The following is a 14,182-nucleotide window of genomic DNA, read 5'->3' on the forward strand; positions in this document are numbered from 1 at the left end:
GTGATTTCCCGTATCGACCTGCGCGGGCCCCTTCCGGGGAACCTGCGCGACGTGCTGCCCCGCGCCGAGCTCGACGTGGAGACCGCCCTCGACAAGGTGCGGCCCATCTGCGAGAAGGTGCGCCATCATGGCGCGGAGGGCGTGCGGGAGCTGACCCATCGGTTCGACGGCTTCGACCTCCCCACCGCCCGCGTCCCCGCCGAGGCCCTGAACACGGCCCTGGAGACGCTCGACCCGCAGGTCCGCGCCGCCCTCGAAGAGGCCATCCGCCGCACCCGCCTGGTCCACCGCGACCAGCGCCGGACCGACGTCACCACGACGGTCGTCCCGGGCGGCACCGTCACCGAGCGCTGGATCCCGGTCGACCGCGTCGGCCTCTACGCGCCCGGCGGCCTGGCCGTCTACCCGTCCAGCGTGATCATGAACGTGGTGCCCGCCCAGGAGGCCGGAGTGCCGTCGATGGCGGTGGCCTCACCGCCCCAGGCGCCCGACGGGCTGCCCCACCCGACGATCCTGGCGGCCTGCGTGCTGCTCGGGGTCGACGAGGTCTACGCCGTCGGCGGGGCCCAGGCCGTCGCCATGTTCGCGTACGGCACCGAGGACTGCCCCCCGGCCGCCATGGTCACCGGGCCGGGCAACATCTGGGTCGCGGCGGCCAAGCGGCTGCTCAAGGGCCGCATCGGCATCGACTCCGAGGCCGGCCCGACCGAGATCGCGATCCTGGCCGACGCCACCGCCGACCCCGTCCACGTCGCCGCCGACCTGATCTCGCAGGCCGAGCACGACACCCTGGCCGCCGCCGTCCTGGTCACCGACTCGGCCGAGCTGGCCGACGCGGTCGAGGTCGAGCTCAAGGCCCAGGTCGCCCGCACCAAGCACGTCGAGCGCATCACCGAGGCGCTGGCCGGAAGGCAGTCGGGCATCGTCCTGGTCTCCTCGATCGACGACGGGATCAAGGTCGTCGACGCCTACGCCGCCGAGCACCTGGAGATCCAGACCGCCGACGCCGCCGTGGTGGCGTCCCGGATCAGGAACGCCGGCGCGATCTTCGTGGGGGCCCACGCGCCCGTCTCGCTCGGCGACTACATGGCCGGGTCGAACCACGTGCTGCCCACGGGCGGCTGCGCCTGTCACTCCTCGGGCCTGTCGGTGCAGACGTTCCTCAAGGGCGTGCACGTCGTCGACTACAGCCGCGAGGCGCTCGCCGAGGCCGCGCCGCTGGTGTGCGCGCTGGCCGACGCCGAAGACCTGCCCGGCCACGGCGCCGCGATCCGCGCCCGGTTCGATTGGGAGATTCCCGGCTGATGACCACGCTCGACGACCTGCCCATCCGCGACGACCTGCGCGGCAAGCACCCCTACGGTGCGCCCCAGCTCAACGTGGCGGTGCAGCTCAACACCAACGAGAACCCCTACCCGCCGTCCGAGGCGCTGCTCGACGACCTGGCCAGGGCGGTCCGGCAGGGCGCCGCGACCCTCAACCGCTACCCCGACCGCGACGCGGTCGAGCTGCGCAAGGACCTGGCCGACTACCTCGGCCACGGCCTGACCGCGAGCCAGCTGTGGGCGGCGAACGGGTCCAACGAGATCCTGCAGCAGGCCCTCCAGGCCTTCGGCGGCCCGGGGCGCTCGGCGATCGGCTTCGAGCCGTCCTACTCGATGCACCCGATCATCGCCGCCGGCACCAGCACCCGCTGGATCGAGGGCGGCCGGGAAGAGGACTTCTCGCTCGACCCCGACCGCGCGGTCGCCCTCATCGAGCGGCACCGGCCCGACGTGGTCTTCCTGACCTCGCCCAACAACCCGACCGGCACCGCCCTGCCGCTCCCGGTGATCGAGCGGGTGCTGGCCGCCGCGCCGGGCATGGTGATCGTCGACGAGGCCTACTTCGAGTTCGCCCGGACCGGCACCCCCTCGGCCCTGACGCTGCTGCCCCGCCACCCCCGGCTGATCGTCACGCGGACCATGTCCAAGGCGTTCGCGATGGCCGGGGCGCGGGTGGGCTACCTGGCCGCCGACCCGGCGGTGATCGACGCGCTGCTGCTGGTGCGGCTGCCCTACCACCTGTCGACGCTGACCCAGGCCGCGGCCCGGGTCGCGCTGGCCCACCGCGGCGAACTCCTCGGCACCGTCGAGGCGCTGCGGCGGGAACGCGACGCGACCGTGACCTGGCTACGGCAACGTGGCCTGTCCGTGGCTGACTCCGACGCCAATTTCGTGCTATTCGGTAAGTTTCCGGATCGTCACGCGGTGTGGGAGGGCGTCCTCGACCGCGGTGTCCTGATCCGCGAGACCGGGCCTGCCGGATGGCTGCGCGTATCGATCGGCACGAGTGACGAGATGGCGGCCTTCCGGGCCGCCCTGGAAGGGGTCCTCTCATGAGGGTCGGGCGCATCGAACGCACGACGAAGGAGACGTCCGTCCTGGTCGAGATCGACCTCGACGGCACCGGCGAGGTCGACATCGCGACCGGGGTCGGGTTCTTCGACCACATGCTCAACCAGCTCGGCAAGCACGGCCTGTTCGACCTGACCGTCAAGACCGAGGGCGACCTGCACATCGACGCCCACCACACGATCGAGGACACCGCGATCGCGCTCGGCGCCGCGCTCAAGCAGGCGCTCGGCGACAAGTCGGGCATCCGGCGGTTCGGCAACGCCTCGTGCCCGCTCGACGAGTCGCTCGCCGAGGTCACCGTCGACCTCTCGGGGCGGCCCTACCTCGTGCACAGCGAGCCCGAGAACATGGCCCCGATGATCGGGCCCGACTACGACACCACGATGACCCGGCACATCCTGGAGTCGATCGTCGCCTCGGCCTCGATCTGCCTGCACGTCCGCGTCCCCTACGGCCGCAACGCCCACCACATCGTCGAGGCGCAGTTCAAGGCCCTGGCGCGGGCGCTGCGCGCGGCCACCGAGCTCGACCCCCGGGCGACCGGGGTGCCCAGTACCAAGGGCGTGTTGTGAACTTCTCCTCCAGCGCCATGATCTTCATCGGCCTCTTCCTGATCGGCGGAGTGGTCTCCTTCGCCAAGCAGAAGCTGAAGCTGGCCGCGGTGGTGACCGGCGCGTTGTCCGCGCTGGCCCTGACGGCGGGAGTGATGTGGTGGCAGTGAAGAAGAACGTCGTCGTCCTCGACTACGGCTCCGGCAACCTGCGGTCGGCCGAACGCGCCCTCGCGCGCGTCGGCGCCGACGTGACGGTGACCGCCGACTTCGACGAGGCGCTGAACTGCGACGGTCTCGTGGTGCCCGGCGTGGGGGCCTTCGCGGCCTGCATGACCGGCCTGCGGGGCGTGCGCGGCGAGCAGATCGTCGCCCGGCGGCTGGCCGGCGGCCGGCCGGTGCTCGGGATCTGCGTCGGCATGCAGATCCTGTTCGAGAAGGGCGTCGAGCACGGCGTCCACACCGAGGGCTGCGGCGAGTGGCCCGGCACGGTCGAGCGCCTCGACGCGCCCGTGCTGCCCCACATGGGGTGGAACACGGTCACCGCGCCCGCCGACTCGGTGCTGTTCGCCGGCCTCGACGCCGGCACGCGCTTCTACTTCGTCCACTCCTACGGGGTGCGCGAGTGGGAACTCGTCCCCCACGACGAGGGGTTCAAGGCGCCGCTGGTCACCTGGGCCACCCACGGGGTGTCGTTCGTGGCCGCCGCCGAGAACGGCCCGCTCATGGCCACCCAGTTCCACCCGGAGAAGTCCGGCGACGCGGGGGCGACCCTGCTCCAGAACTGGCTGAACACCCTCTCATGAGCAAGGAGCGGGCCAGACGCCGGGCCGAGAGGGAGGCCGAGAAGGCCCGCCTGGCAGAGGAACGGGCCCGCCGCGAGGCCAGGACGGCCCGGCGGCGGGAACTGCGCGGCCGGATCACGGCCGTGCTGCCCAAGCCGGTCAGAGTGGCCCGGCAGGGCGGGGTGCTGGCCCGGCGCCGGCGCGCCCAGAACGCGGCCATGCTCGTGCTGTTCCTGCTGGTCCAGGTCATCGCCTGGCTCACGCTCGACATGATGGCGCGGCTCGCGGTGCTGGGCCTGTCCATCCTGATCGTCCCGGTGCTCGTCACCGTTCTCTTCGACCGGAGGTCCTGAACAGATGTCACTCGTGTTGCTGCCCGCCGTGGACGTGGCCGACGGCCAGGCGGTCCGCCTGGTGCAGGGCGAGGCGGGCTCGGAGACCTCGTACGGCGACCCGCTCGCCGCCGCCCTCGCCTGGCAGGACGCCGGCGCAGAATGGATCCACCTGGTGGACCTCGACGCCGCCTTCGGCCGTGGCTCCAACCGTGAGCTGCTCGCCGAGGTCGTCGCCAAGCTCGACGTCCAGGTCGAGCTCTCCGGCGGCATCCGCGACGACGCCTCCCTGGAGGCCGCCCTCGCCACCGGCTGCCGCCGCGTCAACATCGGCACCGCCGCCCTGGAGAACCCCTCGTGGTGCTCCAAGATCATCGCTGAGTACGGCGACCGCATCGCCGTCGGCCTCGACGTCCGCGGCACCACCCTGGCCGCCCGCGGCTGGACCCAGGAGGGCGGCGACCTCTGGGAGGTGCTCGACCGCCTGGAGGCCGACGGCTGCCCCCGCTACGTCGTCACCGACGTGACCAAGGACGGCACCCTGCGCGGCCCCAACCTCGACCTGCTGCGCGAGGTGTGCGCCCGTACCGACAAGCCGGTGATCGCCAGCGGCGGCGTCTCCAGCCTCGACGACCTGCGCGCCCTCAACGGCCTGGTCGGCCTCGGCGTCGAGGGCGCCATCGTCGGCAAGGCCCTCTACGCCCAGGCGTTCACGCTCGAAGAGGCGCTCGCGGCGGTGAGAGCATGACCCCCACCCGCATCTCCTCGGGCGGTCCGTGGGAGGAACGCTACGGATACTCCCGCGCCATCGTCGCCGGAAACCACGTGCTGGTCTCCGGCTGCACCGCCACCATCGGCGGTGAGGTCCAGCACGTCGGCGACGCCTACCAGCAGACCCTGACCGCCTTCGGCGTCGCCCTCGACGCCTTGGAGAAGGCCGGCGCCTCGCTCTCCGACGTCGTCAGGACACGGCTGTTCGTGGTGAGCCAGGACGACTTCGACGCCGTCGGCGAGGCTCACGGCGAACTGTTCGGCGAGGTCCGCCCGGCCTGCACGTCGGTGCGCGTGGCCGGCCTGATCGACCCGCGCATGCTGGTCGAGGTGGAAGTGGAGGCCTACCGGTCATGACCGTGGCCGTGCGCGTGATCCCGTGCCTGGACGTCGACGCGGGCCGGGTCGTCAAGGGCGTCAACTTCGAGAACCTGCGCGACGCCGGAGACCCGGTCGAACTCGCCAGGCGCTACGACGCCGAGGGCGCCGACGAACTGACCTTCCTCGACATCACCGCCTCCAGCTCCGACCGCTCGACCATGTACGACGTGGTCCGGCGGACCGCCGAACAGGTCTTCATCCCGCTGACCGTCGGCGGGGGAGTCCGCACCAACGACGACGTCGACCGCCTCCTGCGGGCCGGCGCCGACAAGGTCGGCATCAACACGGCCGCCATCGCCCGGCCGGAGTTCCTCCGCGAGGCGGCCTGGCGGTTCGGCTCGCAGTGCATCGTCCTGTCCGTCGACGCCCGCCGCGTCGTCGACGGCCCGCCGACCCCGTCGGGCTTCGAGGTGACCACCCACGGAGGCCGCAAGGGAACGGGCATCGACGCGGTCGAGTGGGCCGCCCGGGGCCAGGAACTCGGCGTGGGCGAGATCCTGCTCAACTCGATGGACGGCGACGGCACCAAAGACGGCTACGACATCGAGATGATCAAGGCCGTCCGGGCCGCCGTGACGGTGCCGGTGATCGCCTCGGGCGGGGCGGGGACGCTTGAGGACTTCCCCCCGGCGATCGACGCGGGAGCCGACGCGGTCCTGGCGGCGAGCGTCTTCCACTTCGGCGAACTGAAGATCGGCGACGTGAAGAACACCCTCCGCGAGGCGGGCCACCCCGTCAGGTAGGACGTCTTCCAGGGGCCGGGCACCACCGATTCGGGGGCGCCCGGCCCTTCGCCGTCGCGGCGCCGGATGGACGCTCCCGGGTCGACGATGCCGGGTCGTCCTTGTTGCGGGCATCTTCCGGGCTGCGGACCGTTGCCGATCGTCGGGGCGGAGAGCCCGTTTCCCCACGGAGTGTGACTTGGGGCGGCTCTGCCCTTCTGTCTTGGTTTCTACTGCTCCAGAGGGTGTACCTGAGCCAGGCGCCGGCGCAGGATCTCCTGCTCGGCCGGGTTCTCCGTGCGGCCGAGAGCGGCTTCATACGCGTGGACGGCCTCCTCGTCCCGGCCCAGGCGGCGCAGCAGGTCGGCCCGGACGGCGTGGAACAGGTGGTGGCCGTCGAGGTCCAGGCCGTCGAGAAGGCCCAGAGCCGCGGCCGGGCCGTCGACCTCGGCCACGGCGACGGCGCGGTGCAGGGCCACCACGGGCGTGGGGGCCAGGGCCAGGTGCTGGTCGTAGAGCCGCACCACCTGCCGCCAGTCGGTCGGCGCGTCGCTGTGCACGGCGTTGACCGCCGCCTGGATCTGGTAGGGCCCCGGCCGGTCGCGCCGCAGGCAGCGGCGGACGAGGGCCTGGCCCTCGGCGATGAGGTCGCGGTCCCAGAGGGACCGGTCCTGGTCGGCCAGCAGGACCAGCGAACCCCCGGCCGTGACCCGGGCGGCCCGCCGCGAATGGATCAGCAGCATCAGCGCCAGCAGCCCGAGGACCTCGGGCTCGTCGGGCATCAGCTCGGCCAGCAGCCGCCCCAGCCGGATCGCCTCGGCGCACAGGTCGTCGCGCACCGGATCGCCGGACCCGCTCAGGTAGCCCTCGTTGAAGATCAGATACACCACGGCGAGCACGGAACCGAGCCGCCCCGGCAGGTCGGCGTCGGACGGCACCCGGTAGGGGATCCGGGCGTCCCGGATCTTGGCCTTGGCCCGCACGATCCGCTGGGCCACCGTGGCCTCGCCCACCAGGAAGGCACGGGCGATCTCCCCGGTGGTCAGGCCGCCCAGCAGGCGCAGCGTCAATGCGATCCGGGCGCTTTCGCCCAGGGCGGGATGGCAGCAGGTGAAGATCAGGCGCAGCCGGTCGTCGGGCACGGCCCCCTCCTCGGCGGGCTCGCCGGGCGCGTGCAGCAGGAGCGCCTCGGCGTGGCGACCGGGCCGGGTCGCCTCCCGGCGGTTGCGGTCGATCAGCTTGTTGCGGGCCGTGGTGATGATCCAGCCCGCCGGGCTCGGCGGCGTCCCCTCGCGCGGCCACCGCTCGGCCGCCACCGCGAACGCCTCCTGGACGGCCTCCTCGGCGAGGTCGACGTCCCCGGCCAGCCGGACGAGCACGGCCACCGCGCGGCCGTACTCGTCGCGGAAGGCCCGCTCGATCCCGCTCAGCCGGCGGCCTCCGTCGCGAACGGGCGCACCTCGACGGGCAGGCCGACGGCCTCGGCGTACCGGCGCCCCCACGCCAGCGCCTCGTCGAGATCGGCGGCCCGGAGGATGACGATCCCCCCGAGGTGCTCCTTGCCCTCGGCGAACGGCCCGTCGGTCATCAGCACCTCGCTGCCCGAGGCCCGCAGCACCGTGGCGGTGGCCGGGTCGTGCAGCCCGTCGCCGAACACCCAGGAGCCGGCCGACTCCAGCTCCCGGCGCAGGGCGTCGACCTCGGCCATGACCCGGTCCATGACCTCCGGCCCGGGGACGGGGCCCTCCGGCTGGTACATGCTGAGCAGATAGTTCTTCACGTCACTCCACCTCGTAGGTCGCGATGACCACACCGGTGCCGGTCGGCACGCTCTCCACCAGCCGGAAGGCCGCCGGTGGCCCGTCCACGGGGAACAACCGCCGCCCCGACCCGAGCACGAGCGGATGCACCGACAACACCAGCCGGTCGACGAGCCCGTGCGCGAGCAGCGTCCGGACCAGTTCTCCGCTGCCGAGCACCACGACGTCGTGGTCGACCTCCTTCTTGAGGGCTTCCACGGCCGGGACGCCCTCACCTTCGAGAAGGGTCGAGTTCGGCCAGGCGGGCGGCCGGCCCATCGTCCTGGATACGACGTATTTAGGGGTGGCGTCCAGTTTCGCGGTGAACGGGTTGCCGTCGGCCCGCCCGTGCCAGACGGCGAAGAAGTCCTCATAGGTCCGGCGCCCGAACAGGATCGCGCCGGTCGCGGCCATGCCCGCGCCCATCACGCGCATCATCACCGGGTCGGCGTAGGGAACGGCCCAGCCGCCGTGCCGGAACCCGTCCCTGGTGTCCTCATTGGCGCGGCCGGGGGCCTGCATCACCCCGTCCAGCGTCACACTCTCGGTCACGACGATCTCGCCCATCGATGGCGGCCCCTTTCGGTCTCACCACCTACACGAACGAGACACCCCGAAATCGACATCCCGAGTCGGCCGCGGGTGTCGGCCGCAGATGAACGCCGCCGCGAATCCGCCGCGCTCAGGCGCGCAGCACCTGGGCCAGGCTCAGCGGGGGATGCCCCGTCACCTTCTCGACGTGGTCGGTCACCACGTCGAGCTCCCCGGCCGCCACCGCCGCATACGACGTGACCCAGCCCGCCACCGCCCACTCCGGCGCCCCGAAACGCTCGCGCGATGCGTAGGCCTCGTCGAGGGTCTCGTCGGCGAAGGTCACCGACGAGCCTCTCGCCTCGGACAGGATGCGGGCGACGTCGGTCATGGTGAGGAGCTCGGGGCCGGTCAGGTCGTAGGTCACGCCCTGGTGGTCGGCCGGGTCCTGGAGGATCGTGGCGGCCACCGCGGCGACGTCGGCGCGGGCCACCGGGGCGAAGCGGCCGTCGCCCGCGGGGCCGCGGATGACGCCGTCGTCGCCGATCATGTTCTCGAGGAAGTCGAGGTAGAGGCTGTCCCGGAGGAAGGTGAAACCCACTCCGGTCTCTTCGATGTGCCGTTCGGTGTGCCAGTGGTCCCGGCCGAAGGTGAACGTGCACTCGGGCCCCGCTCCGAGGAACGAGGTGTAGACGATGCGGGGAACGCCCGCCGCCACCGCCGCGTCGACCGCCGCCGTGTGGAGGGCGACGCGGTCGGGATGTTCGGTCGCCGAGATCAACATGAGGACCCCGGCGCCGTCGAGGGCCGCCGCGAACGCGGCCGGATCTTCGTAGGGCGCCTGGGCGATCTCCGCGCCGTCGAGCCGAGGAGCCCGGGACGGGTCGCGGACGACCAGCCGCTGCCGGACTCCGGCCTGCGCCAGTCGCCGGGCGATCCGCCCGCCGAGCCCGCCGGTCGCCCCGGTCACCGCGATCAGGTCACTCATCAGACCAGTTTCGCATGGGAGAGCCCGGCCGCCTGGTCAGCGCGCGCCGAAGCCCCCCTCTAGATGATCATCCGTGGGCGCCGGAAACGAGGGAACCGCGGACGAAGCTACTGGTTGAGCACGCCGTTGAAGAAGGTGGCCAGCGAGTTGGCGCCGGAAGTGACACCGTCAAACACTCCCCTGACAGCGCCGGCCGCGGCTGACGGCTGAGTCCAGAGGTAGAAGGCCACGAACGCAATGCCTGCGTACGTGAGCACTTTCTTGACCTGCATTGGGGGGCCTCCTGCGGTATGTGTCCCGGATTTTTCTACCCGGCGACATCAGTGATCATAACTAGCCGGATAGAGAGGAGGACCTTCCGGCACGCCCGACCGCAGTAAAGGCACACCCCGGTTCAGGCGAAGAGTGAGTTGAAGAACAGGGCGAGCGAGTTGGCCCCGTCGCCGACGGCGTCGAACACGCCGCGCACGGCGCCGGCCGCCCCCTGGGGCTGGGTGAACAGATAGAAGATCACGAAGGCGATGGCGGCGTACGTGAGTAACTTCTTGGCGTTCATGGCGGTGCTCCAACCGTGTTCAGTGCCATCACTCTGCCCCATCGGTCACCGCCGTGGGTGCCGTTTGGCGCGATCCCGGGTTCCCGCCCGCTTCCCCCAGGCGTCCCTGGAAAAACTCCCGCTCACCCCAAACCGAAGGGACCTTAGTTTCGAAGAACCTCATAAAGGGAGGTCAGGTGCGCCGGAAGGTAGCGGTCATCGGCAGCGGCGTGGCGGGGCTCACCGCCGCGCACGTGCTGCGTGCCACACACGACGTGACCCTCTACGAGGCCGACGACCGGCTCGGGGGGCACGCCCACACCCACGACGTGGCGGGGCTGGCGGTCGACAGCGGGTTCATCGTCCACAACGACCGCACCTATCCCCATCTGACGCGGTTGTTCCGGGAGCTGGGGGTGGCCACCCAGGAGTCCGACATGAGCATGTCGGTACGCTGCGACGGCTGCGGCCTCGAATACGCCGGCGGCAAGGGCCTCACCGGGCTCCTGGCCCGGCGGCCCTCGGCGGCCTACCTGCGCATGCTGGCCGACGTGCCCCGGTTCCACCGGACGGCCCGCGCGCTCCTGGAGACCGACGACGACCGCACCCTCGGCGAGGTCACCCGGCGCTACCCGGCCTACTTCGTCCGGCACTTCCTGACACCTCTGGTCGCCGCCGTGTGGTCGTGCCCGCCCGCGACCGCGCTGCGTTATCCCGCCCGCTACCTGTTCACGTTCCTGGCCAACCACGGGATGCTGAGCGTCTCGGGCAGCCCGGTGTGGCGGACGGTCACGGGCGGCAGCCGCACCTACGTCGAGAAGGTCGCCAAAGGGCTCACGGCGGTCCGCACCGCGACCCCCGTACGGGAACTGAGGCGGCACGCCGACGCGGTCGTGATCCGCGACGACGGCGACGAGACCGCCGCCTTCGACGCCGCGGTGGTCGCCACCCACCCCGGGCAGGCCCTCGCCCTCCTGGCGGCCCCCACGGACCTGGAACGGCGCGTCCTGGGCGGCCTCACCTACTCCGGCAACCCGGCGGTGCTGCACACCGACCCGAGCGCGCTGCCCCGCGCCGCGGGCGCGCGGGCGTCGTGGAACTACCGCATGTCCGGCTGCGCCGCGCAACCCTCCTCGGTACGCGTGTCCTACGACATGACCCGCCTCCAGCGGCTGCCGGGCGGAACCCGCTACCTGGTCACCCTCGGCGACGACGTGCCCGCCGAACACGTCATCGCCCGGATGGACTACGAACACCCCGTCTACACCCCCGAGACGGTCGCCCTGCAGAAGCTGCTGCCGGGGCTGTCGGACGGCCGGGTGGCGTTCGCGGGGGCCTACCACGGTTGGGGTTTCCACGAGGACGGCTGCCGGTCTGGGCTGAGGGCCGCCGAGACCCTGGGGGCACGCTGGTGACACCCGCCCTGTACCGCTGCACGATCACCCACGTGCGCTCCTCGCCGCTGCGCCACGCCTTCGCCTACGACGGCTGGTTGTGGCTGGTGGACCCCGACGACCCGCCGCGCGGCTTCGACACCGGCGCCCGCGCCGAGCTCGACGCCTTCCTCGCCGGACACGGCGAGCGGGCCGGCGAGGTCGTCATGCTCGCCGGGCGGCGCACGCTCGGCCACGTCTTCAACCCCCTGACCGTCTACTGGTGCGACACCGGCGTCGTGGTCGCCGAGGTCCGCAACACCTACGGCGGACGCCACCGCTACCTCCTGCGCCCCGACGCCCACGGCCGGGCCGAGACGGGCAAGGAGTTCTACGTCTCGCCCTTCCACCCCGTCGACGGCCACTACACGCTCCGGCTGCCGCGCCCCGGCGAGCGGCTCGACCTCGCGGTGACGCTGCACCGTCCCGAGGGGCGGCCGTTCGTGGCGACGGTGCGCGGCCGGCGGGTGGCGCCGACGCTGCGCAACCGGCTGCGGCTGGCGCCCCTGCTGACGGGGGCGCGGATCCGGCGTCAGGGCATCGCCCTCTACCTGCGCGGGCTGCCCGTCGTCCCCCGAAAGAGAGAACCGAAATGACGCACGTCCTCGCCCTCACACCCCCACGGTCGCCCCTGCGGGTGCGGGTGGTCCGGCAGCTGTTCCGCAACGCGGTGACGCGGTTGCCGCTGCGGGTCCGGATGCCCGACGGTGAGCTGCTCGGCGACCCCTCCGGCCCCCTCATGCGGGTGGTGCGCGCGGAGGACTTCTTCTCCCGGGTGGGGGCCGACGGGCTGATCGGCTTCGGCGAGGCCTACATGGCGGGCGACTGGGAGGCCGACGACCTGGCCGGCGTGCTGACCGTGATGGCGACGCAGCTGGCGTCGCTGATCCCGGCCCCGCTGCAGCGGCTGCGCGGCGTGTGGGCGCGGCGGCACCCCCGCTCGGAGGAGGGGACGGTGGAGAACGCCCGGCGGAACGTCCAGCGCCACTACGACCTGTCGAACGACCTGTTCGCGCAGTTCCTCGACCCGTCCATGACCTACTCCGCCGCGCTGTTCCGCGGCGAGGCCACCTGGGAGAACCTGGAGGAGGCCCAGCACGCCAAGATCGACCGGCTGCTCGACGAGACCCGGGTCGGCCCGGGGTCGGCGGTGATGGAGATCGGGACCGGCTGGGGCGCGCTGGCGATCCGGGCCGCCAGGCGCGGGGCCGTGGTCCGGACGATCACCCTGTCGGCCGAGCAGCAGGCGTTCGCCCGGGAACGGGTGGCCGCCGCCGGCTTGTCCGACCGGGTCTCGGTCGAGTTGTGCGACTACCGGCAGGCGGCCGGGTCGTACGACGCGGTGCTCAGCGTGGAGATGATCGAGGCGGTGGGCGAGCGCTACTGGCCGGTCTTCTTCGCCACCCTCGACCGGCTGCTGGCCCCCGGCGGCCGGGTGGGCCTCCAGGCGATCACGATGCCGCACGACCGCATGGTGGCCTCGCGGCACACGTACACGTGGATCCAGAAGTACATCTTCCCGGGCGGGCTGCTGCCCAGCGTCACGGCCATCGAGCAGAACCTCGGGCCGCTGCGTGTCGCCGGCCACCACGAGATGGGCGGCGACTACGCCGAGACGCTTCGGCTCTGGCGGGAGCGCTACTGCTCGCGGCGGGCGGAGATCTCCCGGCTCGGCTTCGACGAGCTCTTCCACCGAATGTGGATCTTCTACCTGGCTTACTCGGAGGCCGGGTTCCGGTCGGGCTATCTGAACGTGCGGCAGCTCGTTCTGGAAAGGAGTGGGTCGTGACGCTCGTCGCCACCCGGTTGGCCGACACGGTCGCGGGGCTGTTCGGAGGTGAGCTGCCCGTCGGGCTGCGCACGTGGGACGGCGGGTTCGCCGGTCCCGCCGACGCCCCCGTCGTGGTGCTCAGATCGCCGCTGGCGCTGCGGCACCTGCTGTGGGCGCCCGGCGAGCTTGGGCTCGCGCGGGCCTACGTCACCGGCCACCTCGACGTCGAGGGCGACCTGGCCGACGGCTTCCGGCGGGTGTGGGCCGCCGGGACGGGCGGCCCGGGGCTGGCCGAGCTGGCGCGCGGGGCGCGTGCCCTCCTCGGGCTCGGCGTCGCCGGCCCGCGCCCGCCGATCCCCGCCAGTGAGGCGCGGCTGCGCGGACGCCTGCACACCCGCGGCCGCGACCGCGACGCCATCGCCCACCACTACGACCTGTCCAACGACTTCTACTCGCTGATCCTCGACCCCTCGATGGCCTACTCGTGCGCCAAGTGGGCGCCCGGAGACGACCTCGCCTCGGCCCAGCGCCGCAAGCTCGACCTCGTGTGCGCCAAACTCGGCCTCGGACCGGGGACACGCCACCTCGACGTCGGCTGCGGCTGGGGCTCGATGGTGCTGCACGCCGCCGGGTACGGCGCCGAGTCGGTCGGCGTCACGATCGCGGCCGAGCAGCAGGCGTTCGTCCGGGCCCGCGGCGGCGAGGTGCGGCTGCAGGACTACCGCGACGTCTCCGACGGCCCCTACGACGCGATCTCCTCCATCGAGATGGGCGAACACGTCGGCGAGGAGAACTACCCCGTCTACGCCTCGGCCCTGTTCGGCCTGGTGCGTCCCGGCGGGCGTGTGGTCGTCCAGCAGATGTCACGCGGGGCCAACGCGCCCGGCGGCGGGCCGTTCATCGAGCGTTACATCGCGCCCGACATGCACATGCGCCCCGTCGGCCGGACCGTCGCCATGTTCGAGGACGCCGGCTTCGAGGTGCTCCACGTGGAGGGCATGCGGGAGGACTACGCGAAGACCGTCCGGGCCTGGTACGACACCTTCGAGTCCCACTACGACGAGGCGGTGGCCCTGGTGGGGGAGGAGGTCGCCCGGGTGTGGCGGCTCTATCTGGTGGGGGGCGGGCTGGCCTTCGAGTCGGGGCGGATGTCGGTCCACCAGATCACTTTGGGCCGCCCATCGTGAC

General features: G+C 72.2%; 19 protein-coding genes. 13 read left to right on the top strand and 6 right to left on the bottom strand.

From position 1 onward, the window contains the following. From hisD to hisF, 9 genes are read left to right on the top strand one after another with little or no spacing between them, the layout of a single operon-like run. Positions 1-1,305 (top strand): histidinol dehydrogenase, encoded by a 1,305-nt coding sequence (gene hisD / locus QSK34_RS03600; protein WP_285579811.1) that lies wholly within the window; start codon positions 1-3, stop codon positions 1,303-1,305. Next, complete coding sequence (locus QSK34_RS03605) at positions 1,305-2,381, top strand: histidinol-phosphate transaminase (protein ID WP_161478576.1); 1,077 nt, start codon at positions 1,305-1,307, stop codon at positions 2,379-2,381. Before hisD ends, QSK34_RS03605 begins: the two co-directional genes overlap by 1 nt. After that, positions 2,378-2,968: an imidazoleglycerol-phosphate dehydratase HisB gene (gene hisB, locus QSK34_RS03610; protein WP_030450285.1), complete on the top strand. Its 591-nt coding sequence runs from the start codon at positions 2,378-2,380 to the stop codon at positions 2,966-2,968. The genes QSK34_RS03605 and hisB overlap by 4 nt, the downstream gene beginning before the upstream one ends. Then, positions 2,965-3,117 (top strand): CG2302 family histidine operon protein, encoded by a 153-nt coding sequence (locus QSK34_RS03615; protein ID WP_169806249.1) that lies wholly within the window; start codon positions 2,965-2,967, stop codon positions 3,115-3,117. Before hisB ends, QSK34_RS03615 begins: the two co-directional genes overlap by 4 nt. Further along, complete coding sequence (gene hisH, locus QSK34_RS03620; protein ID WP_285582024.1) at positions 3,114-3,752, top strand: imidazole glycerol phosphate synthase subunit HisH; 639 nt, start codon at positions 3,114-3,116, stop codon at positions 3,750-3,752. The genes QSK34_RS03615 and hisH overlap by 4 nt, the downstream gene beginning before the upstream one ends. Continuing rightward, positions 3,749-4,084 (top strand): hypothetical protein, encoded by a 336-nt coding sequence (locus QSK34_RS03625; RefSeq protein WP_062354894.1) that lies wholly within the window; start codon positions 3,749-3,751, stop codon positions 4,082-4,084. Before hisH ends, QSK34_RS03625 begins: the two co-directional genes overlap by 4 nt. A gap of 4 nt (positions 4,085-4,088) precedes the next feature. Further along, positions 4,089-4,811 carry a bifunctional 1-(5-phosphoribosyl)-5-((5-phosphoribosylamino)methylideneamino)imidazole-4-carboxamide isomerase/phosphoribosylanthranilate isomerase PriA gene (gene priA, locus QSK34_RS03630; protein WP_030450282.1) on the top strand — a complete coding sequence of 241 codons (723 nt, stop codon included), beginning with the start codon at positions 4,089-4,091 and terminating at the stop codon, positions 4,809-4,811. Next, complete coding sequence (locus QSK34_RS03635) at positions 4,808-5,191, top strand: RidA family protein (RefSeq protein WP_030450281.1); 384 nt, start codon at positions 4,808-4,810, stop codon at positions 5,189-5,191. Before priA ends, QSK34_RS03635 begins: the two co-directional genes overlap by 4 nt. Further along, positions 5,188-5,958: an imidazole glycerol phosphate synthase subunit HisF gene (gene hisF, locus QSK34_RS03640; protein ID WP_030450280.1), complete on the top strand. Its 771-nt coding sequence runs from the start codon at positions 5,188-5,190 to the stop codon at positions 5,956-5,958. Before QSK34_RS03635 ends, hisF begins: the two co-directional genes overlap by 4 nt. A gap of 209 nt (positions 5,959-6,167) precedes the next feature. Here hisF and QSK34_RS03645 read toward each other — a convergent pair whose 3' ends face one another. The 6 genes from QSK34_RS03645 to QSK34_RS03670 form a co-directional block, all read right to left on the bottom strand. Further along, positions 6,168-7,367, bottom strand: a complete 1,200-nt coding sequence (locus tag QSK34_RS03645; RefSeq protein WP_353051373.1) for an RNA polymerase sigma factor — start codon at positions 7,365-7,367, stop codon at positions 6,168-6,170. Beyond that, entirely contained in the window at positions 7,364-7,717 is a 354-nt protein-coding gene (locus QSK34_RS03650; RefSeq protein WP_285579818.1) for a YciI family protein, read from the bottom strand. Before QSK34_RS03650 ends, QSK34_RS03645 begins: the two co-directional genes overlap by 4 nt. A 1-nt stretch (position 7,718) precedes the next feature. Next, a complete protein-coding gene (locus QSK34_RS03655; RefSeq protein ID WP_285579819.1) occupies positions 7,719-8,303 on the bottom strand; it encodes a dihydrofolate reductase family protein in 585 nt (194 codons plus the stop codon). A 115-nt stretch (positions 8,304-8,418) separates the two neighbouring features. Then, complete coding sequence (locus tag QSK34_RS03660; protein ID WP_285579822.1) at positions 8,419-9,255, bottom strand: NmrA family NAD(P)-binding protein; 837 nt, start codon at positions 9,253-9,255, stop codon at positions 8,419-8,421. 107 nt (positions 9,256-9,362) lie between these two features. Beyond that, positions 9,363-9,527: a hypothetical protein gene (locus tag QSK34_RS03665; protein WP_169806250.1), complete on the bottom strand. Its 165-nt coding sequence runs from the start codon at positions 9,525-9,527 to the stop codon at positions 9,363-9,365. 122 nt (positions 9,528-9,649) lie between these two features. Next, a complete protein-coding gene (locus QSK34_RS03670; protein WP_197038471.1) occupies positions 9,650-9,811 on the bottom strand; it encodes a hypothetical protein in 162 nt (53 codons plus the stop codon). 176 nt (positions 9,812-9,987) lie between these two features. Here QSK34_RS03670 and QSK34_RS03675 point away from each other — a divergent pair, with 176 nt between their 5' ends. From QSK34_RS03675 to QSK34_RS03690, 4 genes are read left to right on the top strand one after another with little or no spacing between them, the layout of a single operon-like run. Continuing rightward, a complete protein-coding gene (locus tag QSK34_RS03675; RefSeq protein ID WP_285579827.1) occupies positions 9,988-11,205 on the top strand; it encodes an NAD(P)/FAD-dependent oxidoreductase in 1,218 nt (405 codons plus the stop codon). Beyond that, a complete protein-coding gene (locus QSK34_RS03680) occupies positions 11,202-11,819 on the top strand; it encodes a DUF1365 domain-containing protein (protein WP_285579829.1) in 618 nt (205 codons plus the stop codon). Before QSK34_RS03675 ends, QSK34_RS03680 begins: the two co-directional genes overlap by 4 nt. Next, complete coding sequence (locus QSK34_RS03685) at positions 11,816-13,012, top strand: SAM-dependent methyltransferase (RefSeq protein ID WP_285579831.1); 1,197 nt, start codon at positions 11,816-11,818, stop codon at positions 13,010-13,012. The genes QSK34_RS03680 and QSK34_RS03685 overlap by 4 nt, the downstream gene beginning before the upstream one ends. Next, positions 13,009-14,181: an SAM-dependent methyltransferase gene (locus QSK34_RS03690; RefSeq protein ID WP_285579833.1), complete on the top strand. Its 1,173-nt coding sequence runs from the start codon at positions 13,009-13,011 to the stop codon at positions 14,179-14,181. Before QSK34_RS03685 ends, QSK34_RS03690 begins: the two co-directional genes overlap by 4 nt. The last annotated feature ends 1 nt before the right edge of the window (position 14,182 follow it).

It is taken from the genome of Herbidospora sp. NBRC 101105, from assembly GCF_030269205.1.
Lineage (GTDB): Bacteria > Actinomycetota > Actinomycetes > Streptosporangiales > Streptosporangiaceae > Herbidospora > Herbidospora solisilvae.